Origin of the sequence: Rhodococcus sp. KRD162, assembly GCF_017168335.1 — a bacterium.
GTDB lineage: Bacteria > Actinomycetota > Actinomycetes > Mycobacteriales > Mycobacteriaceae > Rhodococcoides.
On record NZ_JABFAU010000003.1, the window covers coordinates 848,795 to 867,957 of the forward strand.

Genomic DNA, 19,163 nt, shown 5'->3' on the forward strand with positions numbered 1-19,163 from the left:
CCCACGGGACTTCACGGTAACACCAGTACGTACCTCACCGCCAACGACACGCTCGTTCTTGCGCCGGTCAGCTCGCAGGCGCTCCCACGGTCACCGCGTTCGCGTTGGCTCCGGTGCCGTATCGGCCCGACGTCCCGTCCAGTTGCTCGGCGAGAGCGAGAACCGTGGTGATCCGTCCGGCTTCACGATCGACGTTGTCGACCGTGCTGAGCGAGGACGACAGAGCGGAGTCGGCTCGCACGACGGCGATCGGTCCGTTGCCCTCGGCGGCTCCGGACCTGCCCGCCAGCACTGCCCCGGCTCCCCGTGCATCGAGAGCACCGGCGAAGCGCGCCACGATGGCACCGCGATTGCCGTCCTCGACGTCCGAGGCACCGGAACCGGTGATGACCACCGCCAGCTGAGCCGGGGAGACAGCGCCGTTGTCGTAGGCGATGAACCCGCCACTGCGCAGTGTCTCCAAAGCCAATGACAGCTCCTCGGGAGTGGACTGCGGTTGTGCGGTCTCTGCGTTGAGCAGCAGCACCGAACCCAGCAGGTCGCCTGCCAGACTGCCTTGATCGACGGCACCGGTGCGTAACTGCACACCAGCGGGAATGACGTTGGTGAGGCGAGTACGCAGATCGTCACCGTTCGCGGCAGAGACGAACGAGTCGGTCAGTGAGACACGGCCGGTTACGCTGGCCCCCGACGCGTCGATGGAGCGCGTAACCCCGTCCACATCACTGGGATCGGCATCCGGGGTGGTGATGACCACCACGCTGCGATCGACCAACGTATCTCGTAATACCCGGCCCGACACCGCGGCATCGAACCCGTCGGCCGAGTTGAGTTGCTCACCGAGTCGATTGTTCGTCGCCTGAAGATCATCGACCTGCGTTTCGAGACCGGACTTGTCGTCACGTAGCCCCGATACCAGTCCGCTCGACAGCAGACCCGATCCGAGCACGATGCCGATGGCCAGCGCAACGAAAACTGCTGCCAGCGAAATGGCATGTTGGCGAAGCGAAATCACGGAAGCAACCCCTGGAACCACAGCGCGAACCGATTCCACAGGTCGATCGCCCAATCCAACCCTTCACCACCGATGTTGGACACAGCCAACGCCACGATGACGGCGACCAGTGCGGCCAGGATCAGCAGAGCGATCGCACCGCCGGAAACCCGGCTTCGGTACAGCGTTGCCACTGCCTTGGCGTCGACCAGTTTGGCACCTACCTTCAGACGCGTCATGAACGCGGCGGGATTGGTGTTGCGTCGACCACGATCGAAGAACTCGTCGAGGCTGGCCGGGCTACCGACCGACACGATCAGTGAGGCCCCGTGATGATCCGCCAACAGCAGGGCAAGATCGGCGGCAGCGCCGGTGGCCGGGAACGTCATGGCACCGATACCGAGATCCTGGATGCGCTCTAGACCTTGGGCATGACCGTCCGAATCGGCCGGAAGTACCACCTCTGCACCACATTTGAGCGTCTGTGCAGTGATGTCCTCGGGATCGCCGACGATAAGATCGGGTCGATGACCGGCCTTCATCGCGGTATCGGCACCTGCCCCAACCCCGATGATGACGGGCGAATACTCCTTGATGAAGGGCTTGAGGTTCTTCAAGTCCTCGGCGTGGCCGGGTCCGTCGGCGACGATGACGACGTGCCGACCCTCGAGATCGATGTCGATGTCCGGCACTCCGACGCCGTCGATCAGCAATGGGCTCTCGGTCCTGATGAACTCGATCGTGTTGCCCGAGAATGCTTCCAGGTGATCGACGAGTCCGGTCTTGGCCTCGATCATCTTGTCCGAGATCTCGGCTTCGCTCTGCTCTTCGCCTTTGGCGAGGCGCCGATCACCGGTGTAGACGCCACCGTCGTTGAGCCGAACCTTGGAGCCGTCCTTGATCTTCTTGAAGATCTCGGTGCCGGCCGAGTCGATCAAGGTGATCCCGTTGGCCACGATGACCTCGGGACCGAGGTTGGGATATCGCCCGGAAATCGACGGCGACGCATTGACCACCGCGAGGACCCCTGCCTCGACGAGTGCGTCCGCGGTCAGTCGGTCCAGGTCGAGCTCGTCGAGTACGACGATGTCACCCGGTCCGACCCGTTTGAGCAGCTTGGCCGTGTTGCGATCGACTCGCGCGATCCCGGTGATTCCGGGCAGCGAATCCTGGCTACGTGACAGCAGAGCCGGCATCTTCATGTCGACCATGATGACCCGATGGACACGCACGACGATGGAGGCGCGCCGAAACAACTACCACACTGATCACATCAGCACCAAAAGTTACAGGGCGGCTCGGTCCGCATGTGCGGTGGCCAACAGCTCTTCTGCGTGCGCCCGACCGGTCTCAGTGTCGTCCAGACCGGCCAGCATTCGTGCGAGCTCCACGACGCGTTCCGACGACGACAATGTTCGGACACCGCTGTTCGCCGCACCCTTCTTCGCGTCTGTCTTGTCGACGACCAGGTGCGTATCGGCAAACGCCGCTACCTGCGGCAAGTGCGTGACCACGATGACCTGATGAGTGCGAGCCAACCGTCCCAGCCGTCGACCGACCTCGACGGCAGCGCGGCCACCCACGCCCGCGTCGACCTCGTCGAACACCATGGTCGCGCCCTTTTCCGAGCCCGCCAACACCACCTCGAGGGCCAGCATCACCCGCGACAGCTCGCCGCCGGACGCACTCTTGCTGATCGGCAGAGCCTGGGCACCCTCGTGGGCAGAGAGACGGAACTCGACCTCGTCGACCCCGTTGCTGCCCGCGTGCAGCTCGACTCCGTCGACCACGATCGGAGCCGAATCGGACGGGCCTGCCGGCAGCGCACGCACGTCGATCTGCAGCTTGGCCTTCCCCATCGCCAAACCAGCCAGCTCGACGCTGACTGCCTTCGCGAGTTTCGCCGACGCCTTCGCCCTGGCTGCACTGAGCTTCGTCGCCGCCCCGGCGACATCGACTGCGGCCGCCTCGACTTCGGCACTCAACTGGGCGAGCGCGTCGGCCGAGGTATCGATGCGGGAGAGTCGCTCGCGCGCATCCTCGGCCCATGCGATCACACCGTCGACATCGGCCGCGTACTTGCGCGTCAACGACTTCAACTCGGCCTGCCGGTTCAGGATCGTGTCGAGAGCACCCGGGTCGGACGGCAGATCCGTCAGATACGAGGTCAGGTCGGCCCCGACATCGCCCACGATCGCCATCGCGTCGTTCAGTCGTGGCAGCAGTTCGGTGAGGGCCGCATCGTCGGCGTGTTCGAGGCGAGAGCGTGCCTCACCCAACAGATACAGCGCGGACATCGTGTCCGACGCCTCCTCGGTACTTCCGACCAATGCGGCCGCTGCGCCTTCTGCGGTCTCGCGCAACGAGTCGAGGTCCCCCAGCCGACGCACATCCTCGGCGACGGATCGGTCCTCACCCGGCTCCGGAGCCAGTGCGTCGATCTCCTGCAGGCCGAACTGGAGACGATCGGCTTCCTGGGCCAATTCGCGACTTCGTTCGGTGCGGTCGATCAGCTCGTTGCGTGCATCGAGCCACGTCTTGCGAGCAGTACGGTACTTGGCGAGCAGTTCTGCCACCGAATCTCCGGCGAACCGGTCGAGCGCCCCGAGTTGCTGGTCCGGACGGAGCAAACGCAGTTGGTCGTTTTGACCATGCACAGTCAGCAAGGTGTCGGTGAAGTTCGACAGCACGGACGCGGGCACGCTTCGTCCACCGAGATGAGCCCGAGAACGACCGTCCGAGTTGACCGTTCGTACGGCAATGATCGAATTGTCCTCATCGCGTTGCCCACCCGAGGATTCGAGTACCTTGTCGACGTCCTCGATCACCTGCTCCGAAGCGGTATCGGTGCTGAATCGCCCCTCGACCACGGCGCGTTGCGCGCCGAGCCGAACCCGGCCCGCGTCGGCGCGCGCACCCGAGAGCAGGTGCAAGCTGGTGACCACCATGGTCTTGCCTGCGCCGGTTTCGCCGGTGAGAACGGTCAAGCCCTCGTGAAACTGTGCGCTGGCGCCGGAGATGACTCCGAGGCTGTCGATCCGAATCTCTTCGAGCATGCCTACCTCGCTCTCCCCCGCCACCCGGTGACGGGCAGTTCGAATTTCTTGACCATGCGATCGGCGAACGGTGCCGAGTCGAGCCGTACCCATTTGATCGGCGATGCGCCCCGCACCACCTCCACCCGAGCACCGGCAGGCAGACTCAGTGTTCGCCTGCCGTCGCAGAATACGAATCCCGCATGTCCACCGGCATCGATCTCGACTGCGACTATCGATTCCGGGCTCGTCACCAGCGGTCGGGCGAACAGCGCATGCGCATTACTCGGAATAACCAGGATGGCTTCGAGTTCCGGCCACACCACCGGCCCTCCGGCCGAGAAGGCGTACGCCGTCGACCCCGTCGGGGTCGAGATCAGCACACCGTCGCAGCCGAACGCCGAGACCGGCCGTCCGTCCACTTCGAGTACCACCTCGAGCACTCCGAGCCGAGACCCGTTCTCGATGCTCGCCTCGTTGAGAGCCCAACCGCGTTCGACCACCTGATCGCCGACACGAATCGCGATGTCCAAGGTCATCCGACGCTCGATGCGGTAATCGCCTGCAATTACCCGCGCCAGAGCGTCCTCGAGATGATCGGCCTCTGCCTCGGCGAGAAATCCGACGTGTCCGAGGTTGATACCGAGAACTGGGATCGCCGCCGCCTGCGCGAGCTCGGCTGCCCGCAGGAATGTTCCGTCACCACCGAGAACCAGAACCATCTCGCAGCCCACCGCCGCGTCGGGACCGAATTCCACGACGTTGAGCTTCATGTCGGCAACGAACACGTGATCGTGCTCCTGCGAATCCGAGGCCTCGATCTTGGAGGGCTCCACCTCGTCCACGAGCACACGGAGGCAGATCCCTGCTTCGTCGAACACCTTGCCCACTCGCCGTGCGGTCTCGGCGATATCCGGCCTGCCGGGATGAGCGACGAGAAGTATTTCTCGAATCGACTCCAGTTCCGGTGATGCGTGGGACGGAGTCACTGTGGTCCTTCCTCGATCGCGAGCCGGACAAGTTCCGGGATGTCGGGGCGCGGTGAAGCGTCGTCCGCACCTGCACTCAGCCACAAAAAGTACTCGACGTTGCCCGAAGGTCCCGGCAGTGGGCTTGCTGCGACCGCCCGAACCACGAGGTTCAACGCGACGGCCGCGTTCGCGACATCTTCGACCGCCTCGGCCCGCAGTGCAGGATCTCGCACCACTCCACCGGAGCCCACCCGATCCTTGCCGACCTCGAACTGAGGTTTGACCATCAACACCATGTTGGTGCCCGGCTTCGAGCACGCGACGAAGGCGGGAAGAACGAGCTTCAAGGAGATGAACGACAGGTCGGCGACGATCACCTCTACCGGCCCCCCGATCATGTTCGCGTCGATGGACCTGACGTTGGTGCGGTCGACGACGTGCACCCGATCGTCGGACTGCAGCCGCCACACCAGCTGCCCGTATCCGACATCGACGGCCACCACTTCCCGTACGCCTCGACTGAGAAGGACGTCGGTGAATCCACCGGTGGACGCTCCCGCATCGAGGCAACGAGCATGTTCGACGGTGAGTCCGAGCGGCTCGAAAGCATCGAGCGCACCGAGTAGTTTGTGGGCACCGCGGGACGCCCAGCTGATCTCGTTGTCCTCTTCGGCCACCAACAGCGGCGTCCCCGGCTCCACCGCCGTGGCAGGCTTGGACGCCACCGCTCCGGCAATTTTCACCCGACCTGCCTCGATCAGCTCCGAGGCGTGCTCCCGAGATCTCGCCAGTCCACGACGAACAAGCTCGGCATCGACCCGAGCGCGACGTGCCACGTCAGGTCTTGTCGACGGTGGTCAGGGCACGAACGAGAACCTCGTGCGCCCGGTCCAGCAGACTGGCGTCCCGCGACAAGGCGTCCGAATCCACTGCCTCGACCTCGGTTTCGCTTGCCTTGCCGATCGTGAGCTGATTCAGCAGTGCAGTGACCTCGGCTCGGATACTGTCAGGATCTGCCGACGACTCATCGCCGGCACTGCTCGGCCGGTGCTGCCCTGGTAGTGGAATCGACGCGCTCATCGCCCCTCACGCTATCGGATGGGTACGACGAACGCCCGATCGCCGCCGCCGTCCGGACGCGGCGTCAGCAACCGAGCAGCGAGCGTAGATCCCCGAGCCGATCGCCCTCGAAGCGAACCTCGGAGAAATCAGAGCCCGACCAGGCAACGTGCAGCACGGCGAGAGCACCGTCGAGCGCATCGGGTTCCGAATCACCGTCGAATCGCACCGACAACACCGCGTCGTCGATCGCCACCGTCCACCTGTCTTTGACGCCGACGCGGGAGGCGTCCTCGGGCCGGTTCAACACATCCAGGTCGTAGCCGATGTGGGTGGGTCGCAGGTGCTCAGGAGCGCGCAACAACTCGGCCGCCGTACTGACGCCGGTCAACACCAGCAGCGAGGGTAGCTGTGTCTCGTTCGCGCCTGCGATATCGGTGTCGAGGCGGTCCCCGACGACCAAGGCCGAGCGCGCGCCGCTGCGTTCGATGGCATCCTGCATGATCGGTGCAGCCGGCTTTCCTGCCACGACCGGCTCGATGTCGGTGGCATTGCGAACCGCTGCGACCATCGAACCGTTGCCCAGAACAAGTCCACGCTCTGTGGGCAGGGTGGCATCGATGTTGGTCGCCACCCACAGCGCACCCGCACGGATGGCGAGCACGGCCTCGGCAAGTATCGCCCACCCGGTCTCGACCGAATGCCCCTGAACCACGGCGACGGGATTGTCGTCAGCTGATCTGACGGGCTCCAGACCGACCTTGGCGATCTCGTCGGCCAGTGCATCGGTGCCGACGACGAGTACGGGAGCACCCGAATCCAACCGGTCCGCAAGCACCCGAGCGGCTGCCTCGGAGCTGGTGACCACGAACTCTGCAGAGGTATCGAAGCCGAGACCGCGAAGATGTTCGGCAACGTCCTCGGGAGCCCGGCTCGCGTTGTTGGTCACGAAGTACTGCTTTTCGGAACCACCCGACAGCGCCTCGACGGCTCCTGGAATGGGGTCCTTACCGGCGTAGACGGTGCCGTCGAGATCCAGCAGCAGCACATCGTGTGCGTCGCGCAGCAACGTCACTGGCTGCCTCCGGACAGCTCCTCGACTCGCTCTTCGGCGTCGGTCTCACCATCGACATCGGCTGCTGCGGCATTGAGGAACCACTTCACGCCCTCGTCGACGCGACCGGCCGCTACCAGCGCATCGGCGTAGACGTAGAAGAGCCGAGCTGCTGCGGTTCCCGAGCGTGACGCGTCGAGATCGGGGGTCTGCAGCGTCACGACGGCTTGGTCGTATTGGTCGAGGTCCATCCGCGCTCCCGCGACAACGATGCGCAGCTCCGACGCTTGCTCACCGGTCAATTCGCGCGCCTCGTCGCTACGACCGAGCTCGATGGCTCGCTCGGGACGACCGAGCCCACGTTCGCAGTCGGCCATCACCGCAATCAATCCTGGGCCACCAGCCATTCGGCGGGCGGCACGTAGCTCGGACAGAGCTTCTGCCCATTCCCCTGCGTGGTAGGCCGCGATGCCCGCGGTCTCGCGCACGACGGCAATACGGCCTGCGCGCTGACGAGCTGCGCGTGCGTGCAGCAGCGCCAGCTGAGGATCATCGTCGAGCAGCCGGCTGGTCATCACGAGGTGCCGAGCAACGGCGGTTGCGTTGTTCTTGTCCAGGCTCAGCAGATCTCGACGAACTGCCGGCTCCAGCTCGCCCGCCTCGACCTCGTCGGGAAGATCGGGCTCATCGGGACGGGGTGGTCGACGGTCCGAGGAAGTGCTGTTTCCACGACGGTCCCCGGAGAAGCCGCCTTCTCCGCCACGACGGCGGGGTGGGCCATCCGAACGACGAGCGTCGCCGCGACGATCCTGAGAGCGCGGGTTGCGATCGCGCGATTCGCTCGGGCGGTTGCCGCGGTCCCCACGGACGGAGCGACGATCGTTGTTGTCTTCCGACACGGGCGTCCTTTCGACTATCGGGTAAAACGCAAAAAGGGGACCCACCAAGTGGGTCCCCTTCTTACAACGGGTGTTCGGCGGTGTCCTACTCTCCCACACCCTGTCGAGTGCAGTACCATCGGCGCTGGAGGGCTTAGCTTCCGGGTTCGGAATGGGTCCGGGCGTTTCCCCTCCGCTATGGCCGCCGTAACTCTGTGGTAAAAGACTCTCGAAACAACGATCCGAAAACCGTGAATCAGTCATAAACATGAAAGAGTCAAATCACTAGCAAAAAAACTCAACTAGCATTTCAAAACAACACCCGACAACAACCACCACAAGCGGGCAGCTGATACATCGAATGCATACCACCAAACAAAAATTCGGCACTGACATTCATCGACACACTGTTGAGTTCTCAAAGAACACGCACACACCCAAACCCCACGAACACAATCCGCAGGCCTCAAGGGCAACTGTTCCAGCCTAGATCAGATGATCGTGCGCGGTCAAGCCGGCGTCACACCCACCAAGCGTCTGAACCCCATCGGGTTCGTGATTCTTGGATTTGCGCAGGCGAACTCGCTTCGCTCAGGCCTTGCGGTCTGGGCTGGCGTCCGTGTCGCTCTGACTTGGACAAAGTTACGCCCCGGATAACAGCGCGTCAAATCCCCAGGTCATTTTCACGCGAAAGGCGTGAACAGCCTGGCCACGGCCGCCTGGTTACCCGTCTGCCGGGCTCGGAAACCAAATTACACGGATGTGACTCCGGCCACTGAAGACAAGCCTATGCTCTAGCGCGCGAGCCGCGCGCCCGCAAAGTTCCGCTTGCCGCGGCGAACCACCAACCACTGGCCGTGGAGTAGGTCCTCCGCAGTCGGCGTCCACTCTTCGTCGGAGATCTTGACGTTGTTGATCGACGCGCCGCCTTCTTTGACAGCCCGTCGGGCCGCACCCTTGCTTTCGCTCAGACCGGTAGCGACAAGCAGATCGACGATGGTCCTGGGTGAATCGACCGAGACCTCTGCGACGGAGGCCTCATGAAGGGCAGCTGCAAGAGTCGCTTCGTCGAGGTCCGTGAGTTCCGCTCGCCCGAACAGAGCCCGGCTGGCGAGTTCGACCGATCGAGTTGCCGCTTCCCCGTGCACGAGCGTCGTCATCTCGGCTGCCAAGCGTTTCTGCGCTTCGCGGGCATGTGGACGTTCCGCGGTCGCCACCTCGAGCTCTGCCAGCTCATCCTGGGACAGGAACGTGAACCAGCGCAGGTATTTCACGACGTCCGCATCGCCGGTATTCACGAAGTACTGGTACCAGGCGTACGGACTCGTCATCTCCGGGTCGAGCCACAAACTTCCACCACCGGTGGACTTGCCGAACTTCTTGCCATCGGCCGAGGTGACCAAGGGAACCGTCAATGCATGGACCGGCTCGGCATCCTGCCTACGGTTCAGCTCCACCCCGGCGATGATGTTGCCCCACTGATCCGAGCCGCCGATTTGCAGAGTGCAGCCGTACTCGCGGCGCAACTGCACGTAGTCATTGGCCTGCAGCAGCATGTAACTGAACTCGGTGTACGACATCCCATCGCCCTCGAGCCTGGTCTTGACCGTGTCGCGAGCCAACATCACGTTGACCGAGAAGTGTTTGCCGATGTCCCGGAGAAAATCGATGGCTGACAGCTCACCCGTCCACGACAAGTTGTCGACGACCACTGCACCTGTGGGGCTGTCGTCCAGATCGACGAATCGCTGAAGCTGACCGCGTATGCGCGAAGCCCACTCGGTCACCACCGCGGGCGAGTTCATGGTCCGCTCCCCCACGTCGCGTGGATCACCGATGAGCCCTGTAGCACCGCCGGCCAGAATGATCGGCCGGTGCCCGGCACGTTGGAACCGCTTGAGCGCAAGCAAAGGCACCAAGTGGCCGGCGTGCAGCGAGGGTCCGGTCGGATCGAAACCGGAGTACAGCGTGATCGGTCCCTCGGCCGCTGCCTTGCGCAGAGCGTCCACATCGGTGGACTGCGCGATCAGTCCGCGCCAGGTCATTTCGTCGATGATGTTGTCACTCACGGGTACATCCTCCCGCACGACCACGTGGGTCAGCTCTCGGGCTCACCGCTCGAGGGCGCACGCGGGCTTCGTCGGTAGGCCGACACCGCCGGCGATCCCTGCATCCAGAAACGCCACCGGCGATCGGCCGTCTGACTCACCCCGACCCGCGGACCACATCCGACGACACTACCTGTCAGCGGCCGACTGAGGAGTTCGAGTGTGACCGGTGCCGAAGCGTCGAACATGTCGGTTCCGTTGTCCTGCAACCCGACACCGAGCGCTCGTCCCAGATTGCCCGGACCGCTTGCCGCGCCTCTGGCCCACCGTCTCGCGGCTCCGCGCCTGGTCTCGACGACCCCAGCACCGGACAGCACCTCGCCGGCACGCAGCAATACCGCACCTGCTGTGCCTGCTCGGCCGCAGGTGACGTTCATGCACAGGTGCATGCCGTAACTGAGGTACACGTACAGACGTCCGGCCGGCCCGAACATGACGGAATTTCGAGCAGTGGCTCCCCGGAACGAATGGGACGCCGCGTCCGGCCAAGAACTGTCGATCGGTCCGCCATAGGCCTCGACCTCCGCTATCCGAACTGCCACCTCACCTGCCGTCACGATGCCGCCCAGCAACCGCACAGCGGCGTCTGCGGGACCGCCGCGCTCGAGATCTCGCACATCCACCCCCACATGATGCCGCCGCTTGACTGGTCGGCACATCCAGGCCTATAAATTCATCACCCGATTATTTCATCGGTTGATGAATTTAGGAGGTCGCAATGCCTCAGGCACACGAGTACGCCGTCGACATCGAACAGTTGACGATCCACCGCGGAGGACGCGAGGTGCTGCACGAGGTGGATCTGACGATTCCGCGGGGAGCGATCACCGGACTTCTCGGGCCTTCGGGCTGCGGAAAAACGACCCTGATCCGCGCCATCGTCGGTACCCAGGTCGTCCGGAGTGGAACTGTCACTGTCCTCGGAGCTCCGGCGGGTTCCACAGCCCTACGGAGCAAGGTCGGGTACGTCACCCAGAGTCCGAGCGTCTACCTGGACCTGACCGTTCGTGAGAACGTCCAGTACTTCGGGGCCATGTACGGCCGTCGTGCACCTGCGGTGAACGCGGCCATCGATTCGGTCGGACTGACGAACTGGGCGTCCTCGCGCGCAGGGCAACTCTCTGGCGGCCAGCTCGGGCGCGTCTCATTGGCGAGCGCACTGGTCGCGGAGCCTGAGTTGCTCGTGCTCGACGAACCGACCGTGGGCCTCGATCCCGTCCTGCGCGCCGAACTATGGTCGCGATTCGCCGATATCGCCGCCGGCGGGACGACGATCGTGGTGTCCAGCCACGTCATGGAAGAAGCCGAGCACTGCAGTTCGCTCATTCTCATGCGCGAGGGATCCGTACTGGCTCAGCTCAGTCCGGACGAATTGCTCACCCGGACCAACGAGACCAACCTCGAGCATGCGTTTCTGACACTGATCGAGTCGACTCAGATCACCGGAGCCCAGTGATGAACAAGCAGATCTACGCCGCCGGCACAGGCCGAATCCTGCGCCAACTGCGAGCCGACCACCGCACGATCGCGATGATCCTGTTGGTGCCCACCCTCCTGATGGTGCTGCTGTACTTCCTGTACAAGAACGTGCCGACCATGCCAGGACAGCAGCCGCTGTTCGACCGAATCGCGATCACGATGCTCGGGATCCTGCCGTTCGTGGTCATGTTCCTCATCACGTCCATCGCGATGCAACGCGAACGGACGTCGGGGACACTGGAAAGACTGCTGACCACTCCGATGTCCAAACTCGACCTCCTCGCGAGCTACGGATCCGCGTTCTCGCTCACCGCCGTTGTGCAGGCCGCTCTCGCCTGCGGGGTCGCATTCGGGCTACTCGGTTTGACGACCGCGGGTCCCGTCGGCTGGGTGGTGGTCATCGCTGTGCTCGATGCCATGCTGGGCGTCGCCATCGGACTGCTGTGCAGTGCGTTCGCCCGAACCGAGTTTCAGGCGGTGCAGTTCATGCCGGTCGTGGTGATCCCCCAGCTGTTTCTCTGCGGGCTCCTGGTGGCACGCGATCAGATGCCGGACTGGCTACACGCCATCAGCAACGTGCTCCCCCTCACCTACGCCGTCGACGCTCTCCAACAAATCTCACTCAACCCCGGCGTGACCGCGGAAATGGGCAGAGATCTCGCGGTGGTCGGTGGCTGCACCGTCCTGGCACTGTGCGCCGCCGCGGCCACGCTGCGCCGCAGAACCCCATGACACCCGACAACACCCGTGAGCACGGAAAGACCCCGCGAGGGAGTGGAAACGGGCCGTCCGCAATGGTGGATCGAATGGTGAACGAAACAGATCCGTCCGCGACCCGAACCGGTCGTCGGCCGGGGCGATCAGGTACCAGAGACGCCATTCTGGAGTCCGCCCGCGGACTGTTCGCTCGACAGGGGTTCGACAAGACATCGGTACGCGCCGTTGCCGCTGGTGCCGGCGTCGACTCTGCACTGGTCCACCACTACTTCGGCACCAAGCGGGAACTGTTCGTCGCATCGATCGCACTGCCGATCGACCCGAGCGACACGCTCGAACGGGTGCTGTCCGCGGACACCGATGACCTGGGTCGAGCGCTCGTCACCGGCGTACTCGGAGTGTGGGAATCCGACAACAGTGACGCAGTCATCGCCGCGTTTCGCACCATGATCGCCACCGGAGACACCGGTCTGCTCAGGACGTTCCTCATGCAGGTGGTACTTCGAGACATTGCTGCCCGCGTCGACGAACCAGCGGGATCGGCGCTCGAGCGCGTCAACCTGGTGGCCACTCAGATGTCCGGACTGCTGCTCAGCCGTCACATCCTGAAGTTGGAACCACTCGCCTCGATGCCCGCCGAACGAGTTGTCGATTGGGTGGCCCCGACCTTGCAGCGGTACCTCACCGGGCCGCTCCCGACGAGGTCGAGCCGCTGATCCAACTCGTGAACAGCAGCGACCCGAAATCCCGAGGCTCAGGACTGGGCGCGCGCGACAATCGCGTCGTGCTCGGCGTCGTCCACGTCGCGGGCGTCGTCGGCAAGCAGAACGGGAATGCCGTTCTCGATGGGATACGCGCGCCGAAGACGGGGGTTGTAGAGCAACTCGCCCTCGACCAACAGCAGCGGCCCCTTGTCCACGGGGCAGGCAAGGATGGAGAGCAGTGTCTGATCGATCGCCACGAGTGTCCTTTGTTCTCTTCCGGGCTCAGCCGGAGTCATGTACTGGCATACCGTACCCAACACCGTCGGCGGGCTGACGAGCTGCAGCTACGACGACACTTCCGCACCGTCGGCCCTGTCGACGAATCTTTCCGCAACAACGGCTTTGGTCAGTCGTCGATAGGTATTGGACTCCGCGTCGTAGAACCACGAACGAGCGCTCGGCGTCGGGATGCCGGCTTCCTTCAGTTCCGTTGCGTTCGGCCGGTACGCGCGCCCCACCGGAATTTCCGGCACCACGTGCACAATCCCTGGACGTTCCGCTGGAAGTAGCGCGCCGAGAGCGTCCGTCAAGGCACGGGCGGTTATCACCGCTTCCGGACGCAGCGAAATGGCGCAGACCGCCACCTCGGTCCCGCTGCCCTCGACGCGAACCGATCGCGGCCGATCGACAGTGACACGCACTCCGTAGACCACAGCCGAATCGACCTGGTCGAGATCTCCCACCGCGTCGACGATGGGCTGGGTGTACACCGGGCCACAAGCCGAGCGCACCACGGTGTCCTTGCGGTCGACGAGCCAGTAGTCCCCGTCGGAATCGCGGCGAAACAAGTTCTCGGTGGGGATCCACGCATCCGAGGGCTCGAAAACCCCACGCATCACGTGGCTGGTAGCTTCGCTCTCTCCGCTCGGTCTACCCAGGAGCAGACCGATCTCGTCGTCGCGGCACTGCCGGACGAAGCCGTCGTTGTCCTCTTCGAGCCGGCCGGTGATCGGGTCGTATGCGGCCAAGGCAACCCGGGCGCTGCCGGGCAGCGGACGACCCTTCGAGCCGATCTTCGACCCCGCCACGTTGGCCAGAATCACGTCGTTCTCGGTCGATGCGTAGAACTCGAGTACGCGGGCGGGACTGAACCGTGCCAGCGTGCGCCGCCACAATCCCACCGGCATACCGGAGCCTATGAACAGTCGCACCGGATGGCCGGAATCGACCGGAAAACGGTCGTCGTCGAGGATCTGCCGCATCATCGTCCAGGTGTAACTCACCACGGTGACGCCGTAGCGGTAGACCTCCTCGCTGAACCGCTCGGGATCGAGACCGCGGGAAAGCGCGATGCGCGATCCACCCGCGAGCGCACCGCCGATGGTGACCAGAACACCCGCCGAGTGATGCAGCGGAGCAAGGCAATACACGGTATCGCCAGGGCCGAGAGCGGCGGTGGTGGCGGTCCCGAAGGCCGACAATGCCCAGCGATGATTGGTGATGAACCGAGGTTCGGGGCCACGATCGGTGGCGGTGAACAAGATCATCGCGAGCTCGCGGGCAAGACCGGGATCGGGGTCGTACCACTGCGGCAGACGAACCGAGTCGGGATCGATGGCCTCGAGGTCGGTCACCTCGTAGCCCGCTGGAATGTCCAGTCGACGAGCGTCACCGCCGCCGAGAACCAACACATTCGGTGTCACCGGGAGCGCCGCTGCCGCATTCTCTGGATCCGCGACGACGGTATCGACATCGACGGTCCGCAGGGCAGCCGTCAGGTCGCTGCCCGGCTGCAGCAGAACCGGCACTGCCCCGATGCGCGAGAGCGCGGCGATCGCCGCCAGCGCACTCGGACGGGTCTCCATGAGCACTCCGATGCGCGAGGAGGGCCGCACCCCGACACTGATCAGACCTCGCACCACGTTGTCGATGCGAACGTTCACAGCGTCGTACGTGTGCACTCGGTCGTCGAACAGGAAGCATTCGCCGTTGGGAGACTTGCGGCCCTGTTCGGCGATCAAGCGGCCCAACGAGACTCGACTGTGCGGTTGCATCTGTCCCAGCCGAGCGAGCCGTGGCAACGTACGCACGGCCTCGGTCGAGATCTCTCGGGTGCCGCGAACCGCGCCGGTGGCCGCCGACGCCAGACCGCGGCCGACACCTACCCCGACCTCGGCGATGGAGGCAGCCGTATGGATCAGTCGGTTGGTGATCGACACTCCGCTCTCGGTATCGCTGTGTTCCTCGGGTTGCATGGCTCGGACCGCCTCCGGCTTCGGTCCGAGGTTCTCACGCCACCGAATCCAGTTCCCCGTTGTCGGCCACGTCTGGGCTGCGGCCGTGCTTCCGACCACCAAGCCGAAATGCCCTGCACGCAATGTGGTTTCGAACACGGGCGCACGCGGCGCAGCTCGCTGAATCCCGCGCACTGCCAACGGTTGACCGATATCGTCGACCTCGCCGACGAAAGCCAGCACCGGAAGCGTCAGTTCGGCAAGCGTCAACAACCGGTCCTTGATGACGAACCCACCGGTCATCATGCGATTGTGTACGACGAACTGCTTCAACAGCTCCGCCACAGCCGGCCCGGACCAGGCCACCCAGCCGTCCATCGCCAGAAAGCGACGCTGCGGCTCACGCGGCAACAGTGCCTCGCGATCGTGCAGCTGACGCAGGAAGTCCAGTCTCGACCGCACGGTCTTCGCCGGATCGAGCAATTGAAAACCCGTCCTGGCCATCCACCCCGATACGGCCAGGCGGGTGAACACGTGATCGGCCAGGAATTCCGCGCCCCGCGTGGCCACCCCCGCCGGGATCCCCAGGGGCAAACCGGCCAAAGTGTCCACCGGAGCACCGAATGTGATGAGGCTGGCGAGATTTCGTCCACCTCGGTATGCAGCGGCCTGATAGCAGAACATTCCGCCCTGCGAGTAGCCACCCAGATGGACATCACGCCCGGTGTGTTCGTGCACCTTGTCGACGACCTCGCTGATGGCAACGACGTGATCGGCGAGGGTCCGGCTCCAGCCGCCCTCCTCGGTGTCGGGCGAACCGAAATCGACCACCCATGGATCGAGCCCCATCCCGTGCAGGATTCCGGCGGCACCCTGGTCGGTGGTGACGTCGTAGACATCCGCCGAGACCATCATCGGCGGAATGAGCACTATCGGAGGACTGTCCGCAGCAACATCGTCGGGGAAGTAGCGCCGCAACCGATACATCGGCTCTCGGTCCATCACCCGAAACGGAGACGGATCCACCTCGGTTTCGAGACCACCCAATCGGATGACCTCCAGACCGTTCTGGGCCGTGGCGATGGCACGGCGGAGTGGACCACGTACGGCGTCTGCATTCAGTCCCACAAACTCAACTCCTGCGTTCGGCCCGACGGAACGACCGGCATCGATCTTCGCGTGACGACAGCTTCTCACATCCCACACGCGAGGAAACCGGCGTGGATATCGATTGCTACCTCAGTGCTGCAACACCGGTGCCTCGGCCCACGCACGCAAGGCCGACGCAGCCGCCCGCACCCCGCCGAGCTGACTTGCCACCTGCACCGCAGCGGTACCGCCACGCGCATTTCGGGACGAGATGGAACCCTCCACCGTGAGCACCTCGCGAACCTCGGGAGTCAGTGCCGGATCGATGCCGGCGAGCTCCTCGTCGGTCAACTCCACCAGCCCGACGCCGCGTGCCTCTGCCGCCCGGACGCAGGCTCCCGCCGCCTCGTGGGCAACCCGGAACGCAATCCCCTGCCGCACCATCCACTCGGCGATATCGGTGGCAAGTGTGAACCCCGCAGGCGCCAGCTCGGCCATCCGCTCGGTGTCGAACTCGAGTGTGGCGGTCAACCCGGTGATTGCCGGAAGCAGCAGCTCGAGCTGCGCCACCGAATCGAACACCGGTTCCTTGTCCTCCTGCAGGTCACGGTTGTAGGCCAACGGTTGCGCCTTCAGCGTGGCCAGCAAGCCCGTCAGATTGCCGATCAACCGTCCCGTCTTGCCCCGGGTCAGCTCGGCAACATCCGGATTCTTCTTCTGCGGCATGATCGAGCTACCGGTCGACCACGCGTCCGCGAGAGTGACATAACCGTATTCCGGAGTGCTCCACGAGATGACCTCCTCGGCGAACCGAGACAGATCGACTGCGGTCATCGCCAGTACGAATGCAGCCTCGGCCGCGAAATCTCGCGAGGAGGTGGCATCGATCGAGTTCTCGGCAGACCCGTCGAACCCGAGCTCGGCCGCGATCTTCTCCGGGCTCAGCCCCAGAGAAGAACCAGCGAGTGCACCGGAACCGTAGGGCGACACCGCTGCTCGCTTGTCGAAATCGGCGAACCTCTGCACATCGCGTAGCAACGGATGCGTGTGCGCGAGCAGATGGTGCGCAAGCAGCACCGGCTGCGCCGCTTGCGAATGAGTCTTGCCCGGCATCACCGCGGTCGGATGCGCCGCAGCCTGTGTCGCCAGGGCGTCGACCACATCAAGAACACCGACCGACACTCGACGCACCGCATCGCGTAGCCACATTCGGAACAGCGTCGCCACCTGGTCGTTTCGCGATCGGCCTGCGCGCAGCCGCCCACCGACCTCCGGCCCGACACGATCGATGAGGCCGCGTTCGAGAGCGCCGTGCACGTCTTCGTCCGACTCCGCTGCCGCGAACTCACCCGAGGCGACGTCGTCGGCGAGCCGCTGCAAACCGTCGAGCATCGTCTCGAGGTCGTCCGGAGTGAGCAGGCCTGCACCGTTGAGGACGCGAGCGTGCGCCATCGATGCACGGATGTCGTAGGGCGCGAGAACCCAGTCGAAATGTGTCGACTTGCTCAGTGCAGCCATCGCGGCGGCAGGACCGGACGCGAATCTGCCACCCCAGAGCGAACCCTCGTTGGTTCCGTGTGAGTTCTCCGTAGTGCTCACAGGCCCAGGTCCCGCTTCGCTGCGATCTTCGACGACAGCCCGTGCAGCTGCACGAAGCCCTTGGCCGCCGACTGATCGAACGTGTCGCCCTCGTCGTAGGTGGCCAGATTGAAGTCGTACAGCGATTCCCCACTACGACGGCCGTTGACGATGATGCTCCCCGCGTGCAGCACCAGGCGGATATCGCCCGAGACATGCTCCTGAGTGTGGGCGGTGAACGCGTCGAGAGCGCCCTTGAGCGGCGAGTACCACAGACCGTCGTACACCAATTCTGCCCACTTCTGATCGGTGTGCCGCTTGTAGCGGCCCAGTTCGCGTTCGAGGGTGACGTGCTCGAGTTCCTCGTGCGCCCGAATGAGCACCATGGCACCGGGAGCCTCGTAGATCTCGCGACTCTTGATGCCGACGAGGCGATCTTCGACGACGTCCAACCGTCCGACCCCCTGTGCGCCGGCACGAGTGTTGAGCTCTTGAATTGCTTCGAGTACCGATACCGGGCGGCCGTCGATCGAAACAGGGCGCCCCTTGTCGAAGGAGAGAACGAGCTCGTCGGGTGCGCCGAAGTTGACCGTCGGATCCTCGGTGTAGTCGTAGACGTCCTTGGTCGGCGCATTCCACAGGTCCTCGAGGAAGCCGGTCTCGACCGCGCGACCCCAGACGTTCTGGTCGATCGAGAACGGCGATTTGGTGGTGACGTTGATCGGGATGTCGTTCTCCTCGGCGAACGCGATGGCCTTCTCACGTGTCCACGCGTAGTCACGTACCGGTGCAAGCACGTCGAGTTCGGGCGCGAGAGTGTTGAACCCGACCTCGAACCTGACTTGGTCGTTGCCCTTGCCCGTGCATCCGTGCGCGACGACGGTTCCGCCGTGCGCACGTGCGTTCTCGACCAGGTGCTTGACGATGAGCGGACGGCTGATGGCAGACACCAGCGGGTATCGATCCATGTACAACGCGTTGGCCTGCACCGTCGGCAGGCAGTACTCGTCGGCGAACTCGTTCCTGGCGTCGACGACGACGGATTCGACTGCGCCGCAATCGAGAGCGCGCTGCCGCACGACCTCCATGTCCTCACCGCCCTGACCCAGGTCGATCGCGACGGCGACGACCTCCTTACCGGTCTCCCTGCCGATCCAACTGATGGCGACGGAGGTGTCGAGTCCGCCGGAGTAGGCGAGGATGACGCGTTCGGCCATGGTGTTCAAGCTCCTTCGTTGTTCTTGTTGCACATGTGGGTAACCG

17 protein-coding genes and 1 rRNA gene are annotated in these 19,163 nt (G+C 64.3%); 3 read left to right on the plus strand and 15 right to left on the minus strand.

Features of this window, described 5'->3' with window-relative positions; genetic code table 11:
* Positions 1 to 67: 67 nt before the first annotated feature.
* The 11 genes from J1M87_RS06320 to J1M87_RS06370 all read right to left on the minus strand — a co-directional run bounded on the left by J1M87_RS06320 (position 68) and on the right by J1M87_RS06370 (position 10,758).
* Entirely contained in the window at positions 68 to 1,015 is a 948-nt protein-coding gene (locus J1M87_RS06320; RefSeq protein ID WP_206488644.1) for a copper transporter, read from the minus strand.
* Positions 1,012 to 2,196: a putative cytokinetic ring protein SteA gene (gene steA, locus J1M87_RS06325; RefSeq protein WP_206488645.1), complete on the minus strand. Its 1,185-nt coding sequence runs from the start codon at positions 2,194 to 2,196 to the stop codon at positions 1,012 to 1,014. Before steA ends, J1M87_RS06320 begins: the two co-directional genes overlap by 4 nt.
* A gap of 84 nt (positions 2,197 to 2,280) precedes the next feature.
* Complete coding sequence (gene recN / locus J1M87_RS06330; RefSeq protein ID WP_206488646.1) at positions 2,281 to 4,050, minus strand: DNA repair protein RecN; 1,770 nt, start codon at positions 4,048 to 4,050, stop codon at positions 2,281 to 2,283.
* A gap of 2 nt (positions 4,051 to 4,052) precedes the next feature.
* Positions 4,053 to 5,018 carry an NAD kinase gene (locus tag J1M87_RS06335; RefSeq protein WP_206488647.1) on the minus strand — a complete coding sequence of 322 codons (966 nt, stop codon included), beginning with the start codon at positions 5,016 to 5,018 and terminating at the stop codon, positions 4,053 to 4,055.
* Positions 5,015 to 5,836 carry a TlyA family RNA methyltransferase gene (locus J1M87_RS06340; RefSeq protein WP_206488648.1) on the minus strand — a complete coding sequence of 274 codons (822 nt, stop codon included), beginning with the start codon at positions 5,834 to 5,836 and terminating at the stop codon, positions 5,015 to 5,017. Before J1M87_RS06340 ends, J1M87_RS06335 begins: the two co-directional genes overlap by 4 nt.
* A gap of 1 nt (position 5,837) precedes the next feature.
* Positions 5,838 to 6,080 carry a hypothetical protein gene (locus J1M87_RS06345; RefSeq protein WP_206488649.1) on the minus strand — a complete coding sequence of 81 codons (243 nt, stop codon included), beginning with the start codon at positions 6,078 to 6,080 and terminating at the stop codon, positions 5,838 to 5,840.
* A gap of 64 nt (positions 6,081 to 6,144) precedes the next feature.
* On the minus strand, positions 6,145 to 7,134 hold the full coding sequence (locus J1M87_RS06350; protein WP_206488650.1) for an HAD-IIA family hydrolase: 990 nt from the start codon (positions 7,132 to 7,134) through the stop codon (positions 6,145 to 6,147).
* Entirely contained in the window at positions 7,131 to 8,012 is an 882-nt protein-coding gene (locus J1M87_RS06355; RefSeq protein WP_206488651.1) for a M48 family metallopeptidase, read from the minus strand. The genes J1M87_RS06350 and J1M87_RS06355 overlap by 4 nt, the downstream gene beginning before the upstream one ends.
* Before the next feature lie 72 nt (positions 8,013 to 8,084).
* Positions 8,085 to 8,201, minus strand: a 5S ribosomal RNA gene (rrf, locus tag J1M87_RS06360).
* Positions 8,202 to 8,785: 584 nt separating this feature from the next.
* Complete coding sequence (gene tyrS / locus J1M87_RS06365; protein ID WP_206488652.1) at positions 8,786 to 10,060, minus strand: tyrosine--tRNA ligase; 1,275 nt, start codon at positions 10,058 to 10,060, stop codon at positions 8,786 to 8,788.
* 29 nt (positions 10,061 to 10,089) lie between these two features.
* Positions 10,090 to 10,758 (minus strand): DNA-3-methyladenine glycosylase, encoded by a 669-nt coding sequence (locus J1M87_RS06370; protein WP_206488653.1) that lies wholly within the window; start codon positions 10,756 to 10,758, stop codon positions 10,090 to 10,092.
* A 59-nt stretch (positions 10,759 to 10,817) separates the two neighbouring features.
* On the opposite strand from J1M87_RS06370, the gene J1M87_RS06375 reads away from it, so the two are divergent.
* The 3 genes from J1M87_RS06375 to J1M87_RS06385 all read left to right on the plus strand — a co-directional run bounded on the left by J1M87_RS06375 (position 10,818) and on the right by J1M87_RS06385 (position 13,011).
* A complete protein-coding gene (locus tag J1M87_RS06375; RefSeq protein WP_206488654.1) occupies positions 10,818 to 11,555 on the plus strand; it encodes an ABC transporter ATP-binding protein in 738 nt (245 codons plus the stop codon).
* A complete protein-coding gene (locus tag J1M87_RS06380) occupies positions 11,555 to 12,310 on the plus strand; it encodes an ABC transporter permease (protein ID WP_206488655.1) in 756 nt (251 codons plus the stop codon). The genes J1M87_RS06375 and J1M87_RS06380 overlap by 1 nt, the downstream gene beginning before the upstream one ends.
* A 74-nt stretch (positions 12,311 to 12,384) precedes the next feature.
* Positions 12,385 to 13,011, plus strand: coding sequence for a TetR family transcriptional regulator (locus tag J1M87_RS06385; protein WP_241256342.1), 627 nt, complete (start codon positions 12,385 to 12,387; stop codon positions 13,009 to 13,011).
* 38 nt (positions 13,012 to 13,049) lie between these two features.
* Here J1M87_RS06385 and J1M87_RS06390 read toward each other — a convergent pair whose 3' ends face one another.
* From J1M87_RS06390 to J1M87_RS06405, 4 genes are all read right to left on the minus strand, one after another.
* Positions 13,050 to 13,256 carry a Trm112 family protein gene (locus tag J1M87_RS06390; protein ID WP_206488656.1) on the minus strand — a complete coding sequence of 69 codons (207 nt, stop codon included), beginning with the start codon at positions 13,254 to 13,256 and terminating at the stop codon, positions 13,050 to 13,052.
* An 87-nt stretch (positions 13,257 to 13,343) separates the two neighbouring features.
* On the minus strand, positions 13,344 to 16,361 hold the full coding sequence (locus J1M87_RS06395; RefSeq protein WP_206488657.1) for an AMP-binding protein: 3,018 nt from the start codon (positions 16,359 to 16,361) through the stop codon (positions 13,344 to 13,346).
* Between the two features lie 111 nt (positions 16,362 to 16,472).
* Entirely contained in the window at positions 16,473 to 17,921 is a 1,449-nt protein-coding gene (argH, locus tag J1M87_RS06400; protein ID WP_206488658.1) for an argininosuccinate lyase, read from the minus strand.
* Positions 17,918 to 19,117: an argininosuccinate synthase gene (locus tag J1M87_RS06405; protein WP_206488659.1), complete on the minus strand. Its 1,200-nt coding sequence runs from the start codon at positions 19,115 to 19,117 to the stop codon at positions 17,918 to 17,920. Before J1M87_RS06405 ends, argH begins: the two co-directional genes overlap by 4 nt.
* Positions 19,118 to 19,163: the final 46 nt, after the last annotated feature.